This window comes from Nocardia donostiensis (assembly GCF_002081715.1).
Taxonomy (GTDB): Bacteria; Actinomycetota; Actinomycetes; order Mycobacteriales; family Mycobacteriaceae; genus Nocardia; species Nocardia donostiensis.
On record NZ_MUKP01000011.1, the window covers coordinates 1 to 25,322 of the forward strand.

Consider the following 25,322-nt stretch of genomic DNA (forward strand, 5'->3'; position numbering starts at 1 on the left):
GGCCGCGGTGAAGCCGAACTCGACGATGTGATCGGCATGTTCGTCAACACCCTGGTGCTGCGCTCGCATGTCCCCGGCGAGATCACCTTCGCCGAACTGCTGGCCGCCACCAAGGACACCGACCTGCAGGCGTTCGCGCACGCCGACCTGCCGTTCGAACGGCTCGTCGAACTGCTCAACCCGGAACGCTCCACCGCGCGGCATCCGCTGTTCCAGGTGGCGCTGTCGTTCGAGAACCTGCCGGAGGCCGATTTCGAACTGCCCGACCTGCATGTGGCAGCAGTCGATTTCGACGTCGACCTCGCCAAATTCGATCTGTCGCTGACCGTGCGGGAAGCCGGTGGCGCCGGTGACTCGGGCGGGGCGGGCATGTACGCCGAATTCGCCTTCGCCCGCGACCTGTTCGACGACGCGACGGTGCAGGTGTTCGCGCAACGCTTCACCAGGCTGCTGACCGCGATCACCACCTCGCCGCAGCAGCCGGTCGGCGATCTGCCGCTGCTGGACGAGGCCGAATACGAACTGCTCACCCATGTGCACGGCGAAGACGTCATGGCCACCGGGTTGCTGCCGGATCTGCTGACCCACGGGGCCCGGCTGAACCCGGACCAGATCGCGGTGCGCTACCAGGGCCGTTCGATCACCTACCGCGAACTCGACGAGTACTCCTCGCGGCTGGCGCGCGTACTCATCGACCGCGGTGTCGGACCGGAGCGTATCGTCGCGCTGTCGTTCCCGCGCTCGTATGAGATGGTGGCCGCGTTCTGGGCGGTCACCAAGGCGGGCGGCGCGCACGTGCCGGTCGATCCGACGTATCCGGAAGACCGGATGCGGCATATGATCAACGACTCCGGCGCGGTGCTCGGCCTCACCGGCAGCGAGTACGTCGACCAGTTGCCGCGCGATGTGCAGTGGCTGCTGCTCGACGACCCGGAGCTGAACGAGCGGATCGACGCACAATCGGCGGAGCCGGTTACCGACGCCGACCGGATCACCTCGCTGGCCATGCGGCATCCGGCCTATGTCATCTACACCTCCGGCTCGACCGGCCTGCCCAAGGGCGTCATGGTCACCCACACCGGTATCGGTGGCCTGGCGGATGTGGCGACGGACCTGTACCACCTGCAACCCCACCATCGGTTCCTGCACATCTGCTCGCCCAGCTTCGACCCGTCGGTGCTGGAATGGGTGTGCGCGGGCTACACCGGTGCGACGCTGGTGATCGTGCCGTCCACCATCATCGGTGGGCCGGATCTGGCCGAGCTGCTGCGCAGCGAAGGCGTGACACACACGATCATCACGCCCGCGGTGCTCGGCACGATGGACCCGTCCGATATGGAGGCGCTGGAAGTGGCGTCCGTCGGCGGTGACGTCACCACACCGGAGCTGCTGGCCAAGTGGGAGCCGGGACGTAAATACTTCAACGCCTACGGCCCCACCGAGACGACCATCATCTCCTCGTACGCGCGGCTCACCCCGGGCAAGCACATCACCATCGGCCGCCCGGTGCACGGGATGACCGCGCTGGTGCTCGACGCCCGCCTCAACCCGGTGCCGCCGGGCGTGGCAGGCGAGCTGTATCTGGCCGGTGGTGCGCTGGCCCGTGGCTACCACAACCGTCCCGACCTCACCGCGGACCGGTTCGTCGCCAACCCGTGGAGCAACGAGGGCGCCCGGATGTACCGCACCGGTGACGTGGTGCGCTGGTACGCCGAACCGGGGCAGCGGGCGGGTAACGCCGCGACACCGGATGTCGAATGGCACCTCGACTACGTCGGCCGGTCCGATTTCCAGGTGAAGATCCGCGGGTTCCGCGTGGAACTCGGCGAGATCGACACTGCGCTGGGCAGGCACCCGGATGTGGAGTTCGCGATCACCCTCGGTCGCGAAACCGCAGCGGGGGCAACTATTCTGGTTTCGTACGTGCTGGCTGTGCCGGGCCGCACCGTCGACACCGCCGAGGTCACCGAGTTCGTTTCACGCAGCCTGCCGCCGCATATGGTTCCCGCGGCGATCGTGGTGCTCGACGAGATCCCGCTGACCCCGGTCGGCAAACTCGACCGCAAGGCGCTGCCGGAACCGGAACTGGCTCCCCGCGAATTCCGTGCCCCGGTCACCGAGGTGGAGGCGATCATCGCCGAGGTGTTCGCCGAGGTGCTCGGTGTGGAACAGATCGGCGTCGACGATTCGTTCTTCGCGCTCGGCGGCGACAGCATCCTGTCCATTCAGCTGGTGTCGCGAGCCAAGGCGCGCGGTGTGGTGTTCACCCCGCGTGACGTGTTCGAACGGCGCAGTGTGGCTTCGCTTGCCGAAATCGCCACCCGCGGCACCGGTGAACAGGTGCGGCTGACCGAACTGCCCGGCGGCGGTGTCGGCGATATCCCGCTGACGCCGATCATGGCGCAGATCCTGGGCAGTGCTTCCGGTGAGACGTCGTACCAGCGGTTCTCGCAGTCGATGGCGCTGCGGCTGCCCGCCGGAATCGACCGGGAAACGCTGGTCGCCACCATCGCGGCCGTGTTCGACCATCACGACGCGCTGCGCAGCAGGCTGCGTCGCGACGGAAGCGACTGGCAGTTCGAGGCGCTGGGCCCGGGCGCGGTCGATATCGACGCCCTGGTGCACCGGGTCGAGGTGGCCGGCGATATCAGCGAAGCCGAACTGGCCGAGGTCGCGACGGCTGAATTCGATGCCGCCCTGGGCAGGCTCGATCCGGCGCAGGCGGTGATGGCGCAGTTCGTGTGGTTCGCCTTCGACGGCGAACGGCGCGATGTGCTGCTGATCGCGGCGCATCACTTCGTCGTCGACGGCGTGTCCTGGCGCATCATCATCCCGGACCTGGCGGTGGCCTGGTCGCAGCTGGTGGCCGGACAGCAGGTCGCGCTGCCCGCCAACGGCACGTCGATGCGGCGCTGGGCGCACAGCCTCGTCGAGGCGGCGACCGCCCCGGAACGGACCGCAGAACTCGAATACTGGCAGCGGGTGTCGGGCACCCCCGATCCGCTGCTCGGCGACCGTGCCTTCGACCCGGCGCGCGACACCTTCGCCACGGTGGAGCGGGTCGAGGTGAGCCTGCCCGCCGAGGTCACCGACGCGGTGCTGACCACCATCCCGGCCAAGTTCCGCGGCGGCGTCAACGACGGCCTGCTCACCGCGCTCGCGTTGGCGATCGCCCGCTGGCGCGGCGAACAGCGGGGCTCGGCCGCGCTGATCAAACTCGAGGGTCACGGCCGCGAAGAGGATGTCGTGCCCGGCGCGGACCTGTCCCGCACCCTCGGCTGGTTCACCGCCGCCTATCCGGTGCGGCTCGATCTCTACGGCGCGGACCTGGACGAGGCGTTCTCCGGTGGAGCAGCCTTGGGTGCGCTCGTGAAGTCGGTGAAGGAGCAGTTGCTTGCGGTGCCGGACAAGGGCCTCGGCTACGGCATGCTGCGGTACCTGAACCCTGAAACCGGTGCGCAGTTGCCCGCCGCGACCCCCGGCCAGATCAGCTTCAACTATCTGGGCCGGATGTCGGCCGGGGAGATCCCCGCCGAACTCACCGAACTCGGCTGGGTTCCGGTATCGGATCTGGGACGCCTCGACGTGGACATGGACAACGAGATGCCCGCCAACGCGGCGCTCGATATCAACGCCATCGTCACCGACGGCCCCGAGGGGCCGCAGCTCGGAGCATCGTTCGCGTTCCCGTCCGGGCTGCTGACCCGCGAGCGGGTGCAGGAATTCGCCGACCTGTGGGTGGCTGCGCTGACCGCGCTCGCCGAACACGGGAAGCGACCGGACGCGGGTGGTTTCACCCCGTCGGATATGCCGCTGGTGCGCATCGGTCAGGACGACCTCGACCGGTGGGAACGTCAGTTCCCGGCGCTGCACGAGGTGTGGCCGCTGTCGCCGCTGCAGTCCGGTCTGCTGTTCCACGCGCTGATGACCCAGGCCACCGTCGACGTGTACACCATGCAGGCCGTGGTCGACCTTGGCGGCACCCTCGATCCGGTGCGGTTGCGCGCTGCCGCGCAAGCCGTGCTCGACCGGTACCCGAACCTGCGCACCGCGTTCGTCACCGATTCCGCGGGCCAGCCGGTGCAGGTCGTGCTCGACCAGCTGGAGGCGCCGTGGCGGGAGGTGGATCTGCGGGATCTGCCCGAGGGTGAGCGGCTGAACGAACTGCGCCGCAAGGTCGCCGAAGACCAGGCAACGCATTTCGATATGGCGTCGCCGCCGCTGCTGCGGTTCACGCTGTTCCGCAGCGCCGAACAGCAGTGGCACCTGGCGATCACCACCCACCACATCCTGCTCGACGGCTGGTCGATGCCGCTGATCATGCGGGACATGCTGGTGCTGTACGCGGTGCACGGCGACCAGGCCACGCTGCCGCGGGTGCCGTCCTACCGCAACTTCCTCGCCTGGCTGGCCGGGCGCGACCGGGACGCTTCGCTGCGGGCGTGGGCGGCGGCGCTGGACGGCGTCACCGAGCCGACCCAGCTGGCCCCGCAGCCGCGCGTGGCCGAACAGTACGAGATCGGCAAACTGGTCACCGAGATCGACGCCGACCGCACTCGCCGCATCGTCAAACACGCCGCGGAACTCGGTGTCACGGTGAACACGCTGGTGCAGGCCGCGTGGGGCATCCTGCTCGGCAGGCTCACCGGCCGCGCCGACGTGGTGTTCGGTGCGACGGTGTCCGGCCGCCCGGCCGAGCTGCCCGGGGTGGAGTCGATGGTCGGCCTGTTCATCAATACGCTGCCGGTGCGGCTGCGGATCGACGAGCGGGCCAGCATCGGCGAACTGCTGGAACGGTTGCAGGGCGAGCAGGCCGATCTGCTAGACCATCACTATGTCGGCCTCACCGATATCCAGCAGGCCGTGGGACAGGGCGCCCTGTTCGACACGCTGATGGTGTTCGAGTCGTATCCGATGGACAAGGAAGCCATTTCGGCCGCCAGCTCCATCGACGGCATGTCGGTGACCGGTGTCGGCGTCAACGACGCCACCCACTACCCGATGACGCTGCTGGTGACCGCCGAAGCGACGATCGAGCTGACGCTGAAGTATCTCGACAGCCGGTTCACTGCCGACGAGGTGCAGGTGCTGGCCACCCGTTTGGAGCGGGTGCTGGAGGCCCTGGTCGGTGACCCGTCCCGTCTGGTCGGTGATATCGACATCCTCGACGCGAGCGAACGCGCCCAGCTGCTCGCCGACTCCGGGGCGGCGGCAGGCACCGCCGCCGCGGAGCCGGTCGGCCGGGTCGGGGCCCGCACGGTCGCCAAGGTGCTCGCCGAGGTGGTCGAAGAGGATCCGCAGGCGCCCGCGCTGCTGGTCGGCGACGACGAAATCGCCTACCAGGAGCTGGACCGCCGCTCGTCTCAGCTGGCCCGGCTGCTCATCGAACGCCAGGTCGGCCCCGGCGATATCGTCGCGGTGACCCTGCCGCGTTCGACCGATGCCGTGGTCGCTGCCTGGGCGGTGCAGAAAGCGGGTGCGGCCTGCCTGTTCGCCGCGGACCTTGCCGCGGACGAGATCACCGCTGCGGCTGCGGTCTTCGTCATCGGTGCGGGTGCCGGTAGCCTCCGCCACCTGGACCCGGGCAACGCCGATACCGCCGCGGAACTCGCCGCGGCCCCCGGCCACCCGGTCTCCTACGCCGACCGCGCCCGCCCCCTCGGCGAGGACCACCCCGCCTTCGTCCTCCCTGTCGACGGCGGCTGGCGCACCCTCACCCAGACCGAGGCACTGGACCGTGCCGAAGAACTGCGGGAAACGAACGAGATCGACTACGAATCGACCACGTTCGCCACTGCTGTCTCCGGCCGGTCCGCGGTCGAGGAATTCCTCGCCGCCGCCACCGCGGGCGCCCTCTCGGTCCTGCCCACCGGCGCCGAGGTAGCCGAGGAACTGGAAACCGCCGAGGTCAGCCACTGGTTCGCCGCTCCAGGCGAAGACACCTCCGCTGCGGGTGACGAGGTCAGGGTTGTGATGTCCTGATTGTGTACCGGGCGGTCTCACCAGATCGCCCGGTACACAACGGGCACCAACAGACGTGGGATTGAAACTTCGTTTCATCCGCCGCGGACGCAGTTCGCGCTCAAAGGCCACGCTGCACAGTCCGTTCGAGGTCTCGATCGATCCGACGGATCTGCTGCCGTAGGGAGCCGGTCAGGCGGGCGCGGTCCGCCAAGGGTATCTCGTCCACGCAGGCTCGATGTCTTCGCGGGAATCGTCCAACGTCGGTTCGATGACGATCTTCCCGGTCGGTCGCACGCGGACTATCCCGGATGACGCGTAGACATCCCGTTGGATTCCTGCTTTGTGCACCTCCGCGGCCGCCCACTGACCTGCTTCGGCATCGCGCTGCCCGGTATTGCAACCGAAAAGCACTATCGGACTGTGCGGGCTGCTCGCTGCCGCATCGATCTCGCCCCGCATCGCGACAAGCAACTTGCCGAACTGGGTTCCATCGGTGGCAACCTCTTGTGAACCGACGGACTCGCGGTAGGGCAGGGCAGAGGATGAGCCCAGCAGGTCCTGTACTGAGACCGGGTAACCGGTGGGACTGCCGTGCACCGCCACGAAAACGGGCAGATCGTCGCTGTCGGGGTCCCACCACGGGGCAGTCTGTGGGGAATCCTCCACAGCGAGCATTTGCTGCCTGCTGTCGACGAGCGTGGTCGGCCAGACAAAATGGAACTGCCGTGCCATCGTCGGGTCTGTGTTCTGCAGCCAGTCACGGGTTTTGGCGATATCGTCGGGCCGCGTCAGCAGTGAGATGACCTGGATCCGGCCTGTGGGCTGCTGGAATCTATCGATCGCAACGTGGCGTGAGTCGAAGGCTATTCTGCTGTCGTCGTCCGTCCAGCCGAACAAGCTCACCGAGTCGACGACGAAATCGCGGGCGTCGTCCACTGTGTCGTGCATCGTCTGTGACGCGCTGTCGGTGGCAGCCGAGATCCGCCCGGTCAGTGTCGACCACAGTTCGGAAAGTCGACCGCGCAATATTGTTCACCCGCTGTTGTGGTTCGACGAGAATCGACGGAGCGAGAATCCGCAGCGAAACCATGCCCGCCGTCGTCACTGATTCTATCGGCGGATGAGCGAGGTGTCTGCGATGTGAACCACAAGCTGGACCGACCGGACCTGCGAACAGGCCACCGCGCGGTAGCGACGAAAAGCTCACGCCGCGTGGCCCGTTCGAGGTCGCGATCGATCCGGGGAATTGCCCCTCAGGTCAGGCCGCCGTGTGGTCTTCGAGGAAGACCTTGCGGCAGGACGGAGCGCAGAAGGCGTAGTCGACACCGTCATGGGTGACCGTGAATTTCGCGGTGTCCCATTCGACCGGCATGCCGCAGACCGGGTCGATAGTGCAGCCCTCCGGGGCTTGGAGTTGTTCGCCGGACGCACGGAAGTCCTCGGTCATCAGGCGGGTGATTTCGGTGCCGGTGAGAGCACGGCCGAGGGTGCCGATGCAGTATTCGCGCAGGCCGGCGATCTGCACGACGCAATGGGGTTCGCGGCGTAGGCGTTCGGGGTCGGGTTCGGTGGCGGCGATGGCGTCGGTGATCATCGGGATGATGTGCGTCCCGAATTCCCGGTCGTTCCACGATCCGGGCACGGTGAGTCGCACCAGATAGCGTGGCGCTCCAGCTGGATCGGGCCCACCGGTTGCCCAGGCGTGTGGCTGCCGGACCAGCACGTGGGCGAACTCGCGGGCTTTGTTCATCACCGAATCCGGTGCGGCCTCTTCGACCGTCAACGCCATCAGGACGCGGTCGGCGAGGTCGCGTTCGGCTTCGGCGCTCAAGTCACGGCCGGAAACGTTTATTTCGATGGTCATCATGGGTGGGACTCCTTCACTGCTGACAGGACGATCGAGACGATGAGGCCGAACACCACGAGCGCGGTGCCGACCCGAGCGACATGGAACAGTTCCCAACGGGACAGGACCTGGGCGTAGTCACCGGCGACGGGGCCGGCAGCCCACTGTTTGATCTGCTGGTTGATCGGTACGTTGCCGAAGCGGGTGATCAGGAAGGTCGTCACCGCGAGGATCGCGGCGGCGGTGGCGAGCAAGCGGTTCCGGCCGCGGGTAGACCAAGACAGGGCCAGGCATCCGGCGATAGTCAGGCCCATCAGCGTCTGCATGACGACTCCGTTGACCGACATCAGCGCCGTGTGAAAGGTGAACCGGACATGCAACGGCACCTCGCGGAAGGCATAGAGCACATTGACTGCGCCGTACCCGAAGGCGCCCGCGAGCAGGCCGCTGGATACCAGGGCCGTGCCGAAGGTGAGTTGGCGAACGCGCATCAAGAACGCTCCATGACGTTCGGTGCGACGGCGAGCAATTCGTCGACCGACCACTGGTCGTCGGCGTGGACGCCGTACTTGGCGGCGAGTACCTCTCCGTCGGGGGCGATGAGGAAATCGGCGGGCAGGCCGAGCCGTCCCCCTTCCGGACGGGCCGGGGGAGCGGGGCGTTCGTCGCGGCGGTTGGCGACGATTTCCGAAACGACAGCTCGTGCGATGGTGCGCCAGGCACGCGGGTCTAGCAGGGCCCGGGGTGCGGATTCCACGCCGAATTCGCGGTACAGGTCTCGCTGTGGGTCGGCGATGACGTCCAGCTGTAGGTCGCCGGTGTAGGTGCGGAGTTCCTCGGCGCTGGAATGGAATACGACGACTTCACGGATACCGGCGGCGCGGATCTCCGCCTGCCTGGCGACGACGGATCGCAGATGCAGATTGCATACGGGGCACCCGGCGAAGCGCCGGAACTGCAGGTGGACCAGGCAGTCGGGGTCGGGGACGGGCACCTCGTCCCCGCTGACAGCGACGAGGGTGCGGGCGGGCACGGTTGCGGGTGGCGGCACGGACAGCTCCTTAGGTGTACAAGATACGCTTACGACTAGTATGCGCGTATCTTGTACGCTGTCAATCCGTGCCCCGCCCTCGATCGCTCAGCAACGACCAGTTGGTTGCCGCCACCCTCGCCGTCATCGACCGCGACGGCCTGTCCGCGCTCACCATGCGCGCCGTCGCCAAAGAACTCGGTATGGCGACGATGGGCCTGTACCGCTACGTCAGCGACCGGCAGGCGCTGGAAGTGCTGGTCGTCGACCATGTTTTCCATTCGGTCGACCTCACGCTTCCCGACGTCGACTGGACCGACCGCATCCGGCTGCTGCTCGGCCGGGTGCGGGTAGCGGTGGCCAAACATCCGGCCGTTGTCCCCCTGGTGCTGCGCCACCGCCAAGCCTGCACAGGCTCGCTGCGCCTGATCGAAACCATGCTTTCGGTACTCACCGATGGCGGCTATGGCGGCGTCGACCGGGTGATCGCCCAGCGCACCCTGATCGACTATCTGCTCGGTTTCCTGCAGAACGAGCACTACGCCGCCCTGTCCGGCGCGGGGACCATCACCATGTCCGAACTCTCGCCGGAGGACTATCCGCATCTGTCCCGGACAGCCGCCGACGCCAGATCCGTGCCCGCCGACGAGGAATTCCGGCGTGGTCTCGATATCGTTTTGCGCGGTCTGGCCTCGAGTCGAGCGGCATCGACCGATACGTGAGTCCGTGGAAGGGCGGTGTCACAACCGGGCCGGACTGGTCGAACGGGGACCGGGTCCCTCCGACCGGTGCGCCGCCTACGCCGCCCCGCCTGAGAAGGGGGCACGACGGATCGAAACCGGGCTCCGCGGGCGACAGCAGGCGCTGACGAGAACAGCGCTGTGGTACGGCGTCGTCAGCGGGTGGGTGGGGCGATCTGCCAGTGCTCGTGCAGTGCGCCCGCGATGTCCGGCAGCACCGTTACCGGTACCTGTTTACGGCGCAGCAGGGCGCGGATCTCATTGACCTGTTCGCGTTTGCGCATGTCGTAGGCGCCCGATACGGGGCCGCGCACCGGCGGAATGGACAGCAGCACCAGTTCACCGTGCTGTTCGGCGCCGTCGGTCAGGTCCAGCGCAAGCGTCCAACGTGCGTGTTCGTCGAGAGTGAACCGGCCCGCCACCACCCGATCCCAGCCGATACTCGACTCGGTCCACGGCGTGCGCCGGTGAATCGCCGCCTCGGTGAGCACGATCGCGTCCCGGGCGAACAGCGCCACCAGAACAGCGACCGCCGCGCCTGCCCCCACCAGCAGCCCGGTGAACACCCGGTGCATCCCGAACAGCGCCACCGTTGCCCCACAGATCGCTGCGGCGACCGCCACCCCGGCCATGCCGTAGACCAGCACCCGCCGGGCGGGCACCACGCCTGCGCGCACCGCTGTCATCTCGCCCTCCGAACTCGCGCGCCCGTAGGTCCGGGCCGTACGTGTGCCGGATCACAACCTACCGGGTTCAGGCGGCGGTCGCCGGTACACCCTCGGAAGCGGTCGGCCACCCTGGCCACTCCGGCCACGCCCGGGCCGTGGGCTCGGCCGGATCCGCCGCCGATCAGGACCGTCTATCGTCCGCAGCCGGACCGGTATGCCTCAGACGTGCAGGGCGACCGCGGCTTCAGCGGTGTAGGCGTGGAAGGTCAGGCTCTGCTGGAAGTACAGTTCCACGGTTTCCGCGTCGTGACGCAGGTAGCCGATGGACAGGTCTTGGCCGAGGGTCAGTTCGAAATCGCCGCCGCGGGTGGTGAGCACGAACGCGCCGTGGATGGCGGGCGCCCAGATGATCTCGCCGCCGGGCACCAGCCGTTCCAGATGGGTGCGGATGGGGTGGCCGTGGTCGGAGGTTTCGCTGACCGTGGTGTACAGGTCGGCGCTAAGCAGCACCGTGTACGGCCCGTCCACACCGGCCAGACGTAGTTCGCTCAACGCCTGCGCGACCGCCTCCGGCACCGTCCGCGGATCCTCGGGCAGCCGGACCGGGGTGTTGGACGCGGCCTCCCGGACACCGGTGATACCCGCCGCCCGGTAGCCCTCGAAGATGGCGCGGTCCTCGGCGAACGCGATCTTCTTCGCGGCATCCTTCACCGGGTCCAGATCGGCGTCCTGCGCGCCGCGCTCCACATTGTCGAGCTCCTCGCGCGACAGCGTGAACGGCACCCGCAGCTCCACCAGCGGCGCCACCACCCGCTGGCGGGCCTGCACCCCGTCGTCGGGTGCGTCGATCGGTGTGGTGCGTCCGAGCCCGACCGCAGAGTAGGCGGTGCCATGCGGGCCGGACAGGTCGACCACCCGGCGCCCAGCGATATGCCGTTTGAAAGTGCGGGTCGCTTCTTCCTCGATGGCCGACCATGCCTCGGCGGTGATCGGCGCGAGTTCGCGATGGAGGTTGTTCATGACGTGATACTCCTTTTCAACGTGCCGATACCGAGCGAACCGGTGTGGGCGGCGTCGGTGTCCGGGGTCGGCCCGGCCGGTTCGGTCGCTGCCTGCGGCGGGTCGGGTAGATCGTCGAGGAAATCCTGCGGCGGAACGAAGAACAGGGTGCCGGTCACGGCGGTGGAGAAATCCAGGATCCGGTCGTGGGTCGCGTCCTCGGTGCCGAGGAACATCCGTTCCAGCATGGTTTCGGTGACGCTCGGGGTGGCCGCGTAACCGACGAAATAGGTACCGAATTCGTCGTCGCGCACACTGCCGAACGGCATATTCGCGCGCAGGATCTGGCGCTCGGTACCGTCCGGGTCGACGACGGTGGTCACTGCAACATGCGAATCGGCGGGTTTGTCTTCGTCGGACAGTTCGAAATCGTCGAGTTTGGTGCGCCCGATGATCTTCTCCTGCTCCGGCACCGGGACCGCCCGCCAGTCGCCCAGCGGATGCAGGTATTTCTGCACGATCACATAGCTGCCGCCCGTGAAATCGGGATCTTCGGCGCCGATCAGCGCGGCCCGTCCCGCTGGCGAATCCGGTAGCGCGCCCTCTGGGTTTTCGGTGCCGTCGACGAAACCGAGCAGATCGCGCTGTTCGAAATAACGGAAACCGACGGTTTCGTCGACGATGGTGACCGCATCACCCAGCCGGTCGCCGATCGCCATGGCCAGTTCGAAGCAGGCGTCGTGCACCTGGGAACGGATATGGAACAGCAGATCACCCGGTGTGGCGGGGGCTCGGTGGCGTGGGCCGTCGTAGCCGGGGAACTCATGCAGCTCGGCTGGACGCGGACCGCTGAACAGGCGATCCCATGCGGCCGAGCCGATCCCGGCGACACAGGTGAGGTCGGCGCCGGGTAAACGGAAACCGACCGAACGCCGCAGCCCCGCCAGATCCGCGAGCAGATCGCGTACCGTCGCTTCACCGCCTTCTTCGATGGTGGCGACGAGGAAAATCGCGGCCGGAGTCAGCGGTTCCAGTATCGGCTGCGGCTCACCCATGGTGGCAGCCTAACCGGATCCAGGCGCCGACTACCGTGCGGCGTGACCGCCACTACATAGCGACGGTCAGCAGGAACGCGACATCGTCGACTGCCTTCACACTGTGCCGCGCCTTGGGGACGACGAGTAGATCACCCGCCGAGCCCTTCCATTCGTTGGCACCGCTGATCAGGGTGAGAGTTCCGGTGAGCACCATGAGGGTGGCGTCGCCGTTGGTGTCGTGTTCGGCGAGGCTCTCTCCGGCCGTGAGCGCGATAACGGTCTGACGCAGTGCCTGCGCGTGACCGCCGTAAATGGTCTGGGAGCTGCGGCCGCTCGTGTTGGTGGCGGCCAGCTTGAGTTGCTGCCGGGCGACCGCAGTCAACGATTTCTTGTCCATGGACTGCCTGCCTTTCGCAGATCCCTGTGCCAGATCGCAGCCACGAGGTCTGGTGTTCGCGAGCTGTAAGCCGAGTATGCCCGACCCGGCACGTGCGGGACTGCGTTTCGGCCAGTCGGCTGGTCGACCAGGAGGCTGGACGTGGCTCAGGCGCGGGTGAACCGGCGGATGCGGTAGCGCAGCCCCGACGCGGAGGTCAGCCAGCGGTCGTCGTCATCGGTTTTCCATTGCGGGCCGATCGGCGGGGCGTAGGCGTCGCCGTCGACGGAGGTGTCGACGTCGGTGACGAGCAGCTCGGTCGCATACGGCAGCGCGTCACGATAGATTTCACCGCCGCCGATCACCCACACCTGGGAGGTATCAGAGGTGTCAGGGGCGTTGCAGGAGGTGGCGAGCTCCAACGCTTCCCGCACCGAAACCGCGCGTTCGGCGCCCTCGGCGGCCCAGCCGGTTTGCCTGGTCACCACGATATTGCGGCGCCCGGCCAGCGGCCGAAACCGGGTGGGCAGCGAATCCCAGGTCCGTCTGCCCATCACCACCGGATGCCCCGCAGTGACCTCTTTGAAGCGGGCCATATCCTCGGGCACCCGCCACGGGATCGCATTGTTCGAGCCGATCACCCCGTCGCGGGACTGCGCCCAGATCAAACCGACGGTGCGCGCGGAGCTCATACCGCCACCGGCGCCTTGATCGCCGGATGATGCTCGTAGCCGAGGACCGCCACATCCTCGTAGCGGTAGTCGAACAACGATGCCGCACGATGCAGCCGCAGCTGCGGGAACGGGTACGGCGCGCGGGTCAACTGCTCGGTGACCTGCTCGAGGTGGTTGTCGTAGATATGGCAGTCACCGCCGGTCCAGATGAAATCGCCGGGAACCAGCCCGGTCTGCTGCGCGACCATATGGGTCAGCAGTGCGTAGCTGGCGATATTGAACGGCACCCCGAGGAACAGATCGGCGCTGCGCTGATACAGCTGACAGGACAGGCGGCCGTCGGCGACGTAGAACTGGAACAGCGCATGACAAGGTGCGAGCGCCATCTGGTCCAGCTCGCCGACATTCCAGGCGGAGACGAGCATGCGCCGCGAATCGGGGTCGGTGCGCAGCGTCTGAAGCACCTGCGCGATCTGGTCGATATGCCGCCCGTCCGGGGTCGGCCACGACCGCCACTGCACCCCGTAGACCGGGCCGAGCTCACCGTCGGCGTCGGCCCATTCGTCCCAGATCGTCACCCCGTTGTCCTGCAACCACCGCACATTCGAGTCCCCGCGCAGGAACCACAGCAGTTCGTAGACGATCGATTTCAGATGCACCTTTTTGGTGGTGATCAGGGGGAAACCAGCCGACAGGTCGTAGCGCAGCTGATGCCCGAACACGCTGCGGGTCCCGGTGCCGGTGCGATCCGCCTTCGCGGTCCCGCTCGTCAGCACCTGCCGGAGTAAGTTCTCGTACTGGGAGTCTGCTGCGCTGGCCACGCACGGCAGCTTACTTCGAGGGGTGAGAAGCATCGGCTACGGCAGGCCAACCGCACCGAGGTGCGGTGCGGTTACCGCGGGTGGCGACGGGGGCCGCTGGCGCGATATGGCCCCGCGCGAGTTCGGCCTGGTGCGGATACGACCCGCCGTGATATCGGCCCGGCGTGAGTTCGGTGCAATGTAAGCGTGAGCAGTGGGACCGCCACCGGGTACGGCTGACGCCTGCCCCGCCTGCGAAGCTGGGAGCATGCGGAAGCTGTACGTGATCGGCATCGGCGCGGGCGACCCCGACCAGGTGACGGTGCAGGCGATCAAGGCGATGCGCCAGGTCGAGGTGTTCTTCGTGATCGGCAAGGGCACCGAGAAACAGGAACTCGTGGACGTGCGCACCACGATCCTCGACGAACATCTCGACCACCCCTACCGCATTGTGGAAATCGCCGACCCGCCGCGTGACCGCGACCCCGACGACTACCGGCAGACGGTGCGCGACTGGCACGAACGCCGTTCCGCACTGCTGGAGGAGGCGTTCACCCAGGTAGACGGCGTGGGCGCGATCCTCGTCTGGGGCGATCCGTCTCTGTACGACAGCACGCTGCGCATGGTGCACCGCGTACTCGACCGCGGCGCGATCGACTTCGACTACACCGTGATCCCCGGCGTCACCAGCGTCCAGGCGCTGGCGGCCCGCCATCGCACCGTCCTGCACCGCATCGGCGAGCCCGTGCACATCACAACCGGTCGCCGCCTCCGCGACGACGGCCTCGGCACCGGCTCGACCGTGGTGATGCTGGACGGCGACTGCGCTTTCACCGGCGCCCCGGCCGACACGCATATCTGGTGGGGCGCCTATCTCGGCATGCCTGAGGAAACCCTGATCGAAGGCAAGGTCGGCGAGGTCGCGGATGAGATCGTGCGTCGCCGCGCCGCACTGCGCCGGGACAAGGGCTGGATCATGGACACCTACCTGCTGAGCGCATCCGAATAGGTACGGCCGCCGCTTCCGGATGCAGGTCAGCCCGGTGGCCGGCGCGACGAGATCCTCACCGATGCCTCGGTTAGATCCCAGTGCGAGGACAGTCGTCGCGGCCATCTCCTTGCGGTGCGGCTCGCGGTGAGCAGGACAGTGGTGACGGCCGAACTGCTGCGGCGCGGGCTCGCGGTGCTCGGCGACGCCGCCGGTTCGCCTCTCGTCGTTCCGCTGCCCACCGTCGACGCGGAACGTCGCGCGGTCGCCGCAGGTCGAGCCGCAGGCGTCCTGCTCGACGGTTTGGCCCGCCATCACAGCGGACGGCAGCGGGTTTGCGGTATAGCGCTCGGTTACGCGGCCCTGCCCGAATCCGAACTGACGACGGCAGCGCGAATCGCTGGAGAATGCCTGTCGCATCCGTAGCATTATGGGCATGACCGAACAGGACATCCTGGGGCGTATCAAGGAATTGGTCGAGCAGGAACACGACCTGCGGTCGCGAGCGGTTCGCGGCGATCTCGACCCGAAGACCGAACGTCAGCAGCTGGCCGAAATGGAGGTCATGCTCGACCAGTGCTGGGATCTGCTGCGACAGCGCCGGGCCCGGATGGATGCGGGCGAACCACCGGAGTCCGCGCAGATCAGCTCCGCGAAACAGGTCGAAGGCTACCTCCAGTAACGCCATGCCCTCCGATAAGAGCGCGGGCGAATACGACGTCATCGTGCTCGGCGGCGGCCCGGCGGGCGAGAACGCCGCTGCCTACGCCGTCGCAGGCAGCGCGCGCACCGCGGTCCTCGTGGAACCCGAACGCCTCGGCGGCGAATGCTCGTATTGGGCGTGTATTCCCAGTAAGGCGCTGTTGCGGCCCGGGGAAGTGCTGGCCGGTGCGCGAGCGATGCCGGGAATCGATCCCGGCGGGCTCGGTGTGGCAGCCGTGCTGGCGCGGCGCGATGCGTTCATACACGGGCGCGACCACGACGATTCCGGGCAGGTGCAGTGGGCGGCCGATAACGGTATCGACGTGGTGCGCGGCGCGGGCAGGCTCATCGGGCCGCGGCAGGTGGGGGTCGACGGGCGCACCTTGACCGCTCGCCATGCTGTCGTACTGGCCACCGGCAGCCGCCCCAATATCCCCGAGGTACCTGGCCTGGGTGCCGCGCTGCCCTGGACATCGCGGGACGCCACCAATATGGCCGAAGTACCGGGGCGGGTGGTGCTGGTCGGCGGCGGTGTGGTCGCGTGCGAGGCGGCGACCTGGCTGTCTTCGCTCGGCGCGCAGGTCACCATGCTGGTGCGCGGAAATGCGTTGCTCGCCGCCGCGGAACCGTTCGCGGGAAAGCGGGTGGCCGATGCCCTGACCGAGCGCGGCGTCGTCATCCGGTTCGGCGCAGAACCGGCACGCGTGGCACGCCGTGGCGCCGCTGATACGGGCGAAGGGCGGATCCATGGCGGCCCGGTCACCGTCACAGTTCACACCGCCGACGGTGCCACCGAACTGGAGGCCGACGAGCTCGTAATCGCGGCCGGGCGGGCGCCCGATACCGAGGAGCTGGGCCTGGAATCGGTGGGCCTGCCGTCCGGCCACCTCGACGTCGACGACCATCTGGCCGTGCGCGGCGTCGACGGCAACTGGCTGTATGCGGTGGGCGATATCAACCACCGCGCCGCGCTCACCCATATGGGCAAATACCAAGCCCGCGTCTGCGGGGACGTGATCGCCGCCCGCGCCGACGACCGCCCGCTGGCCGGGCCGCGGTTCACTGCCACCGCCGACCACCGGCAGACCCCGCAGGTCGTCTACAGCACCCCGGAGGTCGCCTCCGTCGGCCTCACCGAAGCCGCAGCCCGCCGCGCGGGCTACCCGGTGGAAGTGGTGGAAACAGATATCGCCGTAGCCGGTTCATCGCTGATCCGCGACGATTATTCGGGACACGCAAAACTGGTCATCGACACCGGCACCGACACCTTGCTCGGCGCGACCTTCGTCGGACCGGATGTGGGGGAGCAGCTGCATGCCGCCACCATCGCCGTGGTCGGGCAGGTGCCGTTGGAACGTCTGTGGCACGCCGTGCCCGCCTTCCCTGCGGTGAGCGAATTCTGGCTACGCCTGCTGGAGGCTCGTCGCGCTGGTTACCATCGGTGAATGGTGGGTTCGACCGATATCACGACTACTGACGGAGTCGTCCGCGGTCACCGCGGTCGCCGTGTTATTCGTTGGCGGTCCATTCCCTACGCTGCGGCGCCGGTGGGTGACCTGCGTTTCCGTGCCCCCCAGCCGGTGCAGCCGTGGGCAGGGGTGCGCGATGCGACCGAATTCGGCGCGGCCGCGATCCAACCGAAGTTCGGGGTGCGGATCGGCCCGCGGCAGTTCCAGGAAATGAGCGAAGACTCCCTGACACTGAATGTCACCGCCCCCGTGACACGGTCCGGCTCGCCCCGTCCGGTGCTGGTGTTCATTCATGGTGGCGGCTATTTGTTCGGCACCTCGGCGCTGGGGCTGTACTCCGGGTCCCGGCTCGCTGTCGGCGGCGATGTGATCGTGGTGTCGCTGAACTACCGGCTCGGTGTGTTCGGGTACGTCGACTTCGGTGCATTCGCCACCGAAACCCGCCCCTTCGACGCGAATATCGGCCTGCGCGATCAGATCGCGGCTCTCACCTGGGTGCAGGCCAATATCGCCGCATTCGGCGGCGACCCCGGCAATGTCACGATCTTCGGCGAATCCGCGGGTGCCCACGCCGTACTGACCCTGCTGGCCACTCCCGCGGCCGAGGGGCTTTTCCATCGCGCCATCGCACAGAGCGCCCCCGCCGATTGGGGCTTGAGCCCCGACGACGCCCGCGCGTTCGCGCACCGCTGCCTGGATCGGCTCGGCGCCACACCGGAGAACGCGAGCAAGGTGCTGGTCGAAGCGGACCCGCACGATCTTCGTCGCGCCTTCGGCCGCACCGCCAAATCGGTGATGCGGGGACAGCCGGGTTTCTTCCCGACAGCGCCGGTGATCGACGGCGAATTGCTGCCCCGCGCCCCGATCGACGCCATCACCGGCGGGCATGCGCACCGAGTTCCGCTCATCATCGGCACCTGCCGCGACGAGGGCAGACTGTTCGCGAAATTCGCCGACGAGCTGCCGACCACGCCCGAACGGCTGCGTTCCGCGCTCGCCCACTCGGGGGAAGCCGAGAGCAAGGTGCTGGGCGCCTATCCCGGTTTTCCGCGTGAGGACGTCGCGATCCGCGCGGGCGGCGACTACGTGTTCTGGCGTCCCTCGGTGGCTGCCATGACCGGCCACAGCCGCTACGCCCCCACCTACGCCTACCGCTACGATTTCGCCCCCCGCGCCCTGCACCTGGCCGGGCTCGGTGCCACCCACGCCACCGACCTGATCCCGGTGTTCGGTGCGGGATCTGCACCGGTGTTCCGGGCGCTCACCGCGCTGGGCGGCAGGCGCGGCTTGCAGTCGGTGACCCGGCAGTTCCAGGACAACTGGCTGCGTTTCGCGCACACCGGGGCACCGTTGCCGTCCTGGCCGCAGTACACAGAGAAACGCCGCAGCACCCTGATCATCGACGCCCCCAGCCGCATCGAGCACGACCCCGATCAGGAGAAGCGCATCGCTTGGGAAGGTGTCCGGGTGCCGACACTCGCCGACGCCAGGCGGGAGGCCGCCGAACACGGCCATCTCGCGCCGGAGGACAGCCGCGCTATTTGAGTAGCCGCGACATCCGCCGGTCCGCCAGGATTTTCCCGCCGGTCTGGCAGGTGGGGCAGTACTGGAAGGACCGCTCGTGGTAGGCGACTTCGCGGACCGTGTCGCCGCAGACAGGACAGGGGAGACCGGTCCGGCCGTGCACTCGCATCCCGGACCGTTTCTCGCCCTTCAACCGGGCTGGGTTCCGGCTGTCCTGTCCTGTCGAGCGTTGCACCGCGTCGAGCAGGACGTTGCGCATCGCCGCGTACAGTTCGGCGACTGTGTTCTCGGAGAGGCTTTTCGCGGTGGCGAACGGGGAGATGTGGGCGATGTGCAGGATCTCATCGGAGTAGGCGTTGCCGATCCCGGCCAGCAGGGTCTGCTCGGTGAGGGCGGTTTTGATCCGCTGGGGGTTGCTGTCGAGCAGTCCGGCGAACTGTTCTTCGGTGACGGCGAGCGCATCGGGACCGAGCCGGGCGATACCGGGCACCTGCTCCGGTTCGGTCACGACGTAGATCGCGAGCCGTTTCGTGGTGCCTGCTTCGGTGAGGTCGAAGGCGGGGGTGGTGCCTTCCGGGGTGAAGAAATGCACCCGCAGCGCCAACGGCCCCTTACCGGGTTTCGGTGGTGCGCTGCCCGGGTTGTCGCTCCAGCGCAGCCACCCACCCCGGGAAAGATGGGTGATCAGCCAAATCCCGTCGCAGTCCATCCCGAGGAACTTTCCCCACCGCCCCGCATCGGTGACGTCCCGCCCGGACAGCTCGGTCACCGGGGGCTCGAACGTCTTCACCGCATTGAACGCCGCCACATCGACACGCCCCACCACCGCGCCGACCGCATGCTCCCGCAGGAACTGCGCCAACGCCTCCACCTCCGGTAGCTCAGGCACGCAGCACAGGCTACCTGCGTACACCGACAGATCCAGGTGCTCACGTCCACGCCGGATACGACCTGGTGGCACCGGTATTGCTGTTGTCGACACCAACCGTTCTCTCTCCCCCTGCAGCACTGAAAGCGCCGCGAATCGTCGTCAGCCCTGGCGCGCTCTTCAGTTCCCTGAGGTCTGGCAACACAACGATCGGCGTGGCCTGTCAGCCTGTGGCGTTCGGTCCGGTCATCCGCCGGGTTATTGCGGTCGTCATCACCGCGAGCAGGGTGCCGATCACGACGAGGTCGAAAACGATCTGCACCGTACTGGCGATCCGCGCCACCTGTCCAGCCGCGCTCACATCACCGAAACCTACGGTGCCCAGCGTGGCCACGGTGTAGTAGAGGGCGTCGGTGCGTGTTTCCAGCCCGTCGAATTGGCCGGGCTGCCGCTGTTCCAGCAGGTAATAGAACAGCGAGAAGAACACAATCACCAGCGTTATCAACAGCAGCAGGCCGTCGACGCGGCGCCCGGTATCCCAGGTCGCGGCCAGGTACTGTCCGACCCGCCGATACGCCAGCCACCCCAGCCCGGTCACCCCCGCGGTGAACAGGACCAGTGTCATCACCTGGACCGGCAGGCTGACGCCCAGGTCCCATCCGAGCGGCACACAGTAGTAGAACAGCAGTGCACAGACGATCGTGACCGAATTGCGCCACAGGTGCGTGCGTTTGCTGATCCGCCGGGGCGCCATGGGCTCATCATCGGCCGGTGTTCCGGCGGCCGCACTCGGGCACGCCGTCGCCCGGTACGAATCTTCGACGTCGAGACTTGCACCAGCGCCCGGCGGTCGCATGCCGGAACACCGCTACCCCGGACCCGGTGGGCAGCTGATCCGTCACCGCCCGCCGTGAAGCGACGGGCACACCCCCAACCCCTTTTCTCCAGACCCCACACAGTTTGCGACCCCGGCTCGTGTTTCAACGGCCGCAGTGCGCGTGCGGTGGTTGCCAAGGCCAGTTCTGAGCCAGCAGCTCTCGTCTGTACCCCGATGCGGCCTCGCCCGGTTCGCGGCCATTAGACACAGCGCTCGATGATCGCTTCGGTGTTTACGCCTGTGGGGAGGGTGCCGAAGGCGATTCCCCAGTTGTCGCCGAGTCGGGTGGCGCAGAATGCGTCGGCGACTGCGTGGTGCCCGTGTCGGACCAGTTGCGCGCCTTGCAGGACCAGTGCCATCAGTTCGACGATACGTCGTGCCCGGTATTCGATATCGGCGAGGTCGGTCAGTTCTTTGCCGATTCGATCGATGGCGTCGTCCAGGCGCGGGTTTTCGCCGCGGGCCAGTGATACTTCGTTGAAGTACGCTTCCACTGTTTCTGGTTGCCTGCCCATGGCGCGTAGTGCGTCCAGCGCTGCGACGTTGCCCGAGCCTTCCCAGATCGACATGAGCGGAGCTTCCCGGTACAGCCGCGGCATTCCGGATTCTTCGGTGTATCCGTTGCCGCCGAGGCATTCCAGCGCTTCCGCGGCGTGTGCTGGTGCCCGTTTACACACCCAATATTTGGTGACTGCGAGCGCGATGCGGCGCAGCGCGGCCTCGGCGGGGTCGCTTGCCGCTCGGTCGGTGGCGCCGGCCAGTCGCATCATTACCGTGGTGGCGGCGTCGGATTCGATCACCAGGTCGGCCAGTACATTGCGCATCGCGGGCTGGTCGATCAGTGCGGCCCCGAAGGCTTTGCGGTGCCGGGCGTGGTGCACGGCGTGTATGGCGCCTACTCGCATACCGGTCGCCGAGCCGATAACGCAGTCCAGTCGGGTCATGTTGACCATTTCGATGATGGTTTTCACGCCCGCGCCTTCCGCGCCGACGAGCCAGCCGGTGGCGTTTTCGTATTCGATTTCCGAGGAGGCGTTGGATTTGTTGCCGAGTTTGTCTTTGAGTCGTTGGATGCGGATCGGGTTGCGGGAGCCGTCCGGCAGCACCCGGGGCAGCAGGAAGCAGGACAGTCCGCCGGGTGCTTGCGCCAGGGTCAGGAACATATCCGACATGGGTGCGGAGGTGAACCATTTGTGGCCGATGATCCGGTAGGAGCCGTCCGGTTGCGGGGTTGCGGTCGTGGTGTTGGCGCGGACGTCGGAGCCGCCTTGTTTTTCGGTCATCGACATTCCGGCGATCAGGCCTGCTTTGGTGGATGGCTCGCGCAGACCGTAATCGTAGGTGTGCGAGGCGAGTAGCGGTTCGTATGTTGCCGCCAGTTCCGGGTTGTGCCGTAGTGCGGGTATCACCGCGTAAGTCATCGAGATCGGGCACATATGTCCGGCATCGGCTGCGCCCCAGGTGTAGAACTTGGCGGCGCGCGCGACATGTGCGCCGGGCCGGTCGTCGCGCCACGGGCTGCCGTGCAGGCCGTGTTCGACGGCGACGGTCATCAGTTCGTGCCAGTGCGGATGAAACTCCACTTCGTCGATGCGGTGACCGTACCGGTCGTGCGTGTGCAGGACCGGCGGGTATTCGTTGGCCAGCCTGCCCCATTCCTGCGCCCGCTCGCTGCCTGCCAGCACACCGAGTTCCCGCACTTCCGGCTCGGCCCAGCTCGCTCCCTCCCGGTACAACCCTTCCAACAGGGCGGGGTTGCGGGACAGATCGAACGGTTCGATCGGCGGAACCTGGTTGAAGACTTCGTGGGTGTGCATCGTCTCACTCCTGATTCGGGTTATGCGGTTCCGGGGCAGGCGGGCACGCCGAGTGCCCGCCTGGCGAAGGAAATGAGTTCGGGGACCACGGTCTCTGTGTGTGGTTCGGCGGCCAGCGGTCCGACCAGTACTTCGCCGATCGCTCCGACAATGGCGGCGGATGTGGTGTGTGCGTCCTGTGGGGGGAGTTCGCCGAGTGCGACGCCCTCGGCGACCGCCGACTCGAAGGTTGTGGCGAACGCGCGCCGGAACCGCAGGCGTTCGGCGTCGACCACTGTGTCGACCGGTTCGGCGAGCAGTACGTAGGCCAGTTTCGGGTTCTTCAGCGCTCGTAGCGCGAATGTTTCGACGGCCGCGCTCACCCGTTCGGCGGCGGCGCCGGTGGACGATGCGGCCGCTACTGCGTCCACCTCGCGGCTGACGACCCGGCGGAATACCGCGGTGACCAGCTCGGCTTTGCCGTCGAAATGTTTGTATACGGTTCCGGTTGCCACGGCGGCCTCATTGGCGACCGCTGCCATGGTCAGTCCGGCGAAGCCGTCCCGGGACAGCACCCGGGTGGCGGCTTGCACGATCAGTGCGGCCTGCGCGTCGAGACGCGCCTGTACAGCGGGGGTTCTGCGGTACACCACGCAAGAAGTGAAGCACAGATTCACTTCTTCGCACAAGCAGTCACAAGCAGTAACGCCCCCGTATCGTCAGAGATCGTGAGCGTACGAGTCGAAAAAACCGGACCCGTGACCACGGTCATCCTGCACCGCCCGCACGCGCGCAACGCCGTGGACGGCCCGACAGCCGCTGCGCTGGCCGACGCGTTCCGCGCCTTCGACGCCGACCCCGACGCCGCCGTCGCCGTGCTGTGGGGCGACGGCGGCACCTTCTGCGCGGGCGCAGACCTCAAATCCCTGGGCACCGAGAACTCCAACCGGGCCACCGAGGACGGCGACGGGCCGATGGGGCCGACCAGGATGCGATTGTCCAAGCCGGTGATCGCAGCCGTTTCCGGTTACGCCGTGGCAGGAGGCCTGGAGTTGGCGCTGTGGTGCGATATGCGGGTCGCCGAACACGACAGCACGTTCGGCGTGTTCTGCCGCCGCTGGGGTGTGCCGCTGATCGACGGCGGAACAGTGCGGCTGCCGCGTATCGTCGGCGCAGGCCGGGCCATGGATATGGTGCTCACCGGCCGCCCGGTCGACGCGACGGAAGCGCTGCAGATGGGCCTGGTGAACCGAGTCGTCCCTACCGGCGACGCCCGCCGCGCCGCCGAGGAGCTCGCCGCCCAACTGGCCGCCCTGCCGCAGCTGTGCCTACGCTCGGACCGTATGTCGCTGCTGGAACAGGAAGGACTGGACGAGGCCGCCGCGCTGCGCAACGAATTCCGGCACGGTATGCAGAGCATGAGCCGAGGCGGAATGGCCGATGTCGAACGGTTCGTGGCCGGCGAAGGCCGGCACGGCGCATCCGGCTGAACCATGCCCATGCCTCGTTTGAGCGTCGTCGACGAGATATTCCTGCGCGCCCACCGCGGACTCGGCACACCGATCGCGCTGCAAGGCCTGTGGCGCACCGCCGAACCGGTCGAGCCCGCGCTGCTGCGGCAGGTGCATGAGACGCTGCGCACCGGTCCACTCGGACGTCGTGTCGTCCCGTCCGGTGTGCCAGGTGCGCGTCCGTTTTGGCGCCGCAATGTCAGCGCCCACCCCCTCGACCTGACCGACCACGCGCTCCCCGCCGCCCGGCTGCTCGGCTGGGCCGACAGCAAGGGCCACGACCTTGACCCCGGGCTCGGCCCCGGCTGGCGACTGTCCGCCGCCCCGCTCGACGACGGCGGCACCATAGTCGCTCTTACCTGTTCCCATGTCCTCGCCGATGCCAGAGGGCTGATCCTCGCCGTCGACCACGCTCTCGGCGGACCACCGACCCGGTCCGATACCGAACCGCTCGCCTCGGACTGGTCCGATGCCCGTCGCCAATGGTCCACGATCATCCGCGGCACCGCCTCCGCTCTCATCTCGGCTGTGCCCTGGCTCGGAGCCGTCGCCCGGTCCGGCACAGGCAGCACCGTAACCGTGGGCCAGGAGGCCGTAACCGTGAGGCAGCCGATCGACTGCTCGGGCAAAGCGGCCGAGCCTGCAGGCCGGGTGGCCGGGTGCGCGAGCCGGGAGGCCGGGCCTGCCGGTTACGCGGCTGGGTCCGCGAGGCGGCCGACCGGGTGGGTAGCGGGTTTCCCTGAGCATCTGGTCACGGCGGCCCGCCGAGCGGAAGGAACCGGCAAGGAACACTCCGAGATGCCGGCTCCGGGCGTGGTGCTTCGGTGTCCGGTAGGTGAGTGGGAGCGTATTGCCGCAGATCGGGGCGGCACGGCGAACAGCCTGTTCATCTGGTTCGTGGCAAATACTCTGTGGGCGAGTGGATTCCCGAAGCGGACGATACAGGCGAGCTTGCCCGTCGACACCCGTACCGACCGCCTGGTCGTCAACGATCTGGCGATGACCGATATCGCGATAACCCCGGACGACGACCCCGCCACCATCCGGCACAAGAGCCGGGCGGCCTACGAGCACCGCATGTCCAGCCCAGGCGGACTACCCGAGGAATGGCTGCAGGTAGTGCCCGCCCGGGTCGCCTACCTGATGTCGCGCGGCGCGGGCGAACGAGACATCCTCTGCTCCAATATCGGTACTCTCCCACCGACCGTGCTCCACCTCGGCCCGCATGCCTGCACCGGCGTCGCGGCCCGCGCCATCCATCCCGGCCTCACCTTCGCCCGCCGCCCCCGCACCCGCATCTCCGGCTACCTGTGCCGCGCCGCCGACGAATACACGCTCACTCTGATAAGCCTGGAGCCGGACCTACTGCCCTCTTCCGCTGCCGTGCGACGGTCAGCCGAGCGGACAGCGATACACCTCGGCATACCGCTCAGCTGGTGGTGAGATGTGTTAT

General features: G+C 67.6%; 23 protein-coding genes. 9 read left to right on the forward strand and 14 right to left on the reverse strand.

The window, feature by feature from the left end:
• A partial coding sequence (locus B0T44_RS09435; protein WP_139795320.1) for a non-ribosomal peptide synthetase occupies nt 1–5,982 on the forward strand: 5,982 nt, incomplete at its 5' end.
• Between the two features lie 171 nt (nt 5,983–6,153).
• Here B0T44_RS09435 and B0T44_RS09440 read toward each other — a convergent pair.
• The 4 genes from B0T44_RS09440 to B0T44_RS09455 form a co-directional block, all read right to left on the reverse strand.
• A complete protein-coding gene (locus B0T44_RS09440; RefSeq protein ID WP_077116992.1) occupies nt 6,154–6,990 on the reverse strand; it encodes a hypothetical protein in 837 nt (278 codons plus the stop codon).
• A gap of 232 nt (nt 6,991–7,222) precedes the next feature.
• The gene (locus B0T44_RS09445) at nt 7,223–7,831 is read right to left on the reverse strand and encodes a YHS domain-containing protein (RefSeq protein ID WP_077116990.1); all 609 of its coding nucleotides are present in this window, start codon (nt 7,829–7,831) and stop codon (nt 7,223–7,225) included.
• A complete protein-coding gene (locus B0T44_RS09450; RefSeq protein WP_077116988.1) occupies nt 7,828–8,301 on the reverse strand; it encodes an anthrone oxygenase family protein in 474 nt (157 codons plus the stop codon). The genes B0T44_RS09445 and B0T44_RS09450 overlap by 4 nt, the downstream gene beginning before the upstream one ends.
• Nucleotides 8,301–8,861: a peroxiredoxin-like family protein gene (locus B0T44_RS09455; RefSeq protein ID WP_077116986.1), complete on the reverse strand. Its 561-nt coding sequence runs from the start codon at nt 8,859–8,861 to the stop codon at nt 8,301–8,303. Before B0T44_RS09455 ends, B0T44_RS09450 begins: the two co-directional genes overlap by 1 nt.
• A gap of 68 nt (nt 8,862–8,929) precedes the next feature.
• On the opposite strand from B0T44_RS09455, the gene B0T44_RS09460 reads away from it, so the two are divergent.
• On the forward strand, nt 8,930–9,562 hold the full coding sequence (locus B0T44_RS09460; protein ID WP_077116984.1) for a TetR/AcrR family transcriptional regulator: 633 nt from the start codon (nt 8,930–8,932) through the stop codon (nt 9,560–9,562).
• A gap of 173 nt (nt 9,563–9,735) precedes the next feature.
• Here B0T44_RS09460 and B0T44_RS09465 read toward each other — a convergent pair whose 3' ends face one another.
• From B0T44_RS09465 to B0T44_RS09490, 6 genes are all read right to left on the reverse strand, one after another.
• Nucleotides 9,736–10,266 carry a hypothetical protein gene (locus tag B0T44_RS09465; protein ID WP_077116981.1) on the reverse strand — a complete coding sequence of 177 codons (531 nt, stop codon included), beginning with the start codon at nt 10,264–10,266 and terminating at the stop codon, nt 9,736–9,738.
• 201 nt (nt 10,267–10,467) lie between these two features.
• The gene (locus B0T44_RS09470; RefSeq protein ID WP_077116979.1) at nt 10,468–11,268 is read right to left on the reverse strand and encodes a family 1 encapsulin nanocompartment shell protein; all 801 of its coding nucleotides are present in this window, start codon (nt 11,266–11,268) and stop codon (nt 10,468–10,470) included.
• On the reverse strand, nt 11,265–12,302 hold the full coding sequence (locus B0T44_RS09475; RefSeq protein WP_077116977.1) for a Dyp-type peroxidase: 1,038 nt from the start codon (nt 12,300–12,302) through the stop codon (nt 11,265–11,267). The genes B0T44_RS09470 and B0T44_RS09475 overlap by 4 nt, the downstream gene beginning before the upstream one ends.
• Before the next feature lie 52 nt (nt 12,303–12,354).
• Nucleotides 12,355–12,681, reverse strand: a complete 327-nt coding sequence (locus B0T44_RS09480) for a cupin domain-containing protein (protein ID WP_077116975.1) — start codon at nt 12,679–12,681, stop codon at nt 12,355–12,357.
• Between the two features lie 146 nt (nt 12,682–12,827).
• The gene (locus B0T44_RS09485; RefSeq protein WP_077116973.1) at nt 12,828–13,352 is read right to left on the reverse strand and encodes a dihydrofolate reductase; all 525 of its coding nucleotides are present in this window, start codon (nt 13,350–13,352) and stop codon (nt 12,828–12,830) included.
• On the reverse strand, nt 13,349–14,155 hold the full coding sequence (locus tag B0T44_RS09490) for a thymidylate synthase (protein ID WP_254893670.1): 807 nt from the start codon (nt 14,153–14,155) through the stop codon (nt 13,349–13,351). Before B0T44_RS09490 ends, B0T44_RS09485 begins: the two co-directional genes overlap by 4 nt.
• A 247-nt stretch (nt 14,156–14,402) precedes the next feature.
• On the opposite strand from B0T44_RS09490, the gene cobF reads away from it, so the two are divergent.
• From cobF to B0T44_RS09515, 5 genes are all read left to right on the forward strand, one after another.
• Nucleotides 14,403–15,143 carry a precorrin-6A synthase (deacetylating) gene (cobF, locus tag B0T44_RS09495; protein WP_077116969.1) on the forward strand — a complete coding sequence of 247 codons (741 nt, stop codon included), beginning with the start codon at nt 14,403–14,405 and terminating at the stop codon, nt 15,141–15,143.
• A 126-nt stretch (nt 15,144–15,269) separates the two neighbouring features.
• A complete protein-coding gene (locus tag B0T44_RS09500; protein ID WP_139347817.1) occupies nt 15,270–15,548 on the forward strand; it encodes a hypothetical protein in 279 nt (92 codons plus the stop codon).
• A gap of 10 nt (nt 15,549–15,558) precedes the next feature.
• Nucleotides 15,559–15,804, forward strand: a complete 246-nt coding sequence (locus B0T44_RS09505; protein WP_077117046.1) for a DUF2630 family protein — start codon at nt 15,559–15,561, stop codon at nt 15,802–15,804.
• Between the two features lie 4 nt (nt 15,805–15,808).
• Entirely contained in the window at nt 15,809–17,269 is a 1,461-nt protein-coding gene (locus B0T44_RS09510) for a dihydrolipoyl dehydrogenase family protein (RefSeq protein WP_077116965.1), read from the forward strand.
• A complete protein-coding gene (locus tag B0T44_RS09515) occupies nt 17,270–18,838 on the forward strand; it encodes a carboxylesterase/lipase family protein (protein ID WP_077116963.1) in 1,569 nt (522 codons plus the stop codon).
• Here the strand turns inward: B0T44_RS09515 and B0T44_RS09520 are convergent.
• The 4 genes from B0T44_RS09520 to B0T44_RS09535 form a co-directional block, all read right to left on the reverse strand.
• Nucleotides 18,831–19,706: an Fpg/Nei family DNA glycosylase gene (locus tag B0T44_RS09520; protein WP_077116961.1), complete on the reverse strand. Its 876-nt coding sequence runs from the start codon at nt 19,704–19,706 to the stop codon at nt 18,831–18,833. The genes B0T44_RS09515 and B0T44_RS09520 overlap by 8 nt on opposite strands.
• A gap of 202 nt (nt 19,707–19,908) precedes the next feature.
• Nucleotides 19,909–20,439 (reverse strand): potassium channel family protein, encoded by a 531-nt coding sequence (locus B0T44_RS09525; RefSeq protein WP_077116959.1) that lies wholly within the window; start codon nt 20,437–20,439, stop codon nt 19,909–19,911.
• A 323-nt stretch (nt 20,440–20,762) separates the two neighbouring features.
• Complete coding sequence (locus tag B0T44_RS09530) at nt 20,763–22,379, reverse strand: acyl-CoA dehydrogenase family protein (RefSeq protein ID WP_077116957.1); 1,617 nt, start codon at nt 22,377–22,379, stop codon at nt 20,763–20,765.
• Nucleotides 22,380–22,399: 20 nt separating this feature from the next.
• On the reverse strand, nt 22,400–23,011 hold the full coding sequence (locus tag B0T44_RS09535; protein WP_077116955.1) for a TetR/AcrR family transcriptional regulator: 612 nt from the start codon (nt 23,009–23,011) through the stop codon (nt 22,400–22,402).
• A gap of 75 nt (nt 23,012–23,086) precedes the next feature.
• Between B0T44_RS09535 and B0T44_RS09540 the strand changes: the two genes are divergently transcribed.
• Together B0T44_RS09540 and B0T44_RS09545 are read left to right on the forward strand one after the other, a co-directional pair.
• Nucleotides 23,087–23,848 carry a crotonase/enoyl-CoA hydratase family protein gene (locus tag B0T44_RS09540; RefSeq protein ID WP_077116953.1) on the forward strand — a complete coding sequence of 254 codons (762 nt, stop codon included), beginning with the start codon at nt 23,087–23,089 and terminating at the stop codon, nt 23,846–23,848.
• A gap of 9 nt (nt 23,849–23,857) precedes the next feature.
• Nucleotides 23,858–25,312, forward strand: a complete 1,455-nt coding sequence (locus tag B0T44_RS09545) for a hypothetical protein (RefSeq protein ID WP_077116951.1) — start codon at nt 23,858–23,860, stop codon at nt 25,310–25,312.
• Nucleotides 25,313–25,322 lie beyond the last annotated feature (10 nt).

Excerpts from the sequence above, each read along its gene's own strand:
- B0T44_RS09445 (WP_077116990.1), bottom strand. The coding sequence starts at position 7,831 with ATGATGACCATCGAAATAAACGTTTCCGGCCGTGACTTGAGCGCCGAA.
- B0T44_RS09450 (WP_077116988.1), bottom strand. The coding sequence starts at position 8,301 with ATGCGCGTTCGCCAACTCACCTTCGGCACGGCCCTGGTATCCAGCGGC.
- B0T44_RS09465 (WP_077116981.1), bottom strand. The coding sequence starts at position 10,266 with ATGACAGCGGTGCGCGCAGGCGTGGTGCCCGCCCGGCGGGTGCTGGTC.
- B0T44_RS09470 (WP_077116979.1), bottom strand. The coding sequence starts at position 11,268 with ATGAACAACCTCCATCGCGAACTCGCGCCGATCACCGCCGAGGCATGG.
- B0T44_RS09475 (WP_077116977.1), bottom strand. The coding sequence starts at position 12,302 with ATGGGTGAGCCGCAGCCGATACTGGAACCGCTGACTCCGGCCGCGATT.
- B0T44_RS09480 (WP_077116975.1), bottom strand. The coding sequence starts at position 12,681 with ATGGACAAGAAATCGTTGACTGCGGTCGCCCGGCAGCAACTCAAGCTG.
- B0T44_RS09485 (WP_077116973.1), bottom strand. The coding sequence starts at position 13,352 with ATGAGCTCCGCGCGCACCGTCGGTTTGATCTGGGCGCAGTCCCGCGAC.
- cobF (WP_077116969.1), top strand. The coding sequence starts at position 14,403 with ATGCGGAAGCTGTACGTGATCGGCATCGGCGCGGGCGACCCCGACCAG.
- B0T44_RS09505 (WP_077117046.1), top strand. The coding sequence starts at position 15,559 with ATGACCGAACAGGACATCCTGGGGCGTATCAAGGAATTGGTCGAGCAG.
- B0T44_RS09510 (WP_077116965.1), top strand. The coding sequence starts at position 15,809 with ATGCCCTCCGATAAGAGCGCGGGCGAATACGACGTCATCGTGCTCGGC.
- B0T44_RS09515 (WP_077116963.1), top strand. The coding sequence starts at position 17,270 with ATGGTGGGTTCGACCGATATCACGACTACTGACGGAGTCGTCCGCGGT.
- B0T44_RS09525 (WP_077116959.1), bottom strand. The coding sequence starts at position 20,439 with ATGGCGCCCCGGCGGATCAGCAAACGCACGCACCTGTGGCGCAATTCG.
- B0T44_RS09530 (WP_077116957.1), bottom strand. The coding sequence starts at position 22,379 with ATGCACACCCACGAAGTCTTCAACCAGGTTCCGCCGATCGAACCGTTC.
- B0T44_RS09545 (WP_077116951.1), top strand. The coding sequence starts at position 23,858 with ATGCCTCGTTTGAGCGTCGTCGACGAGATATTCCTGCGCGCCCACCGC.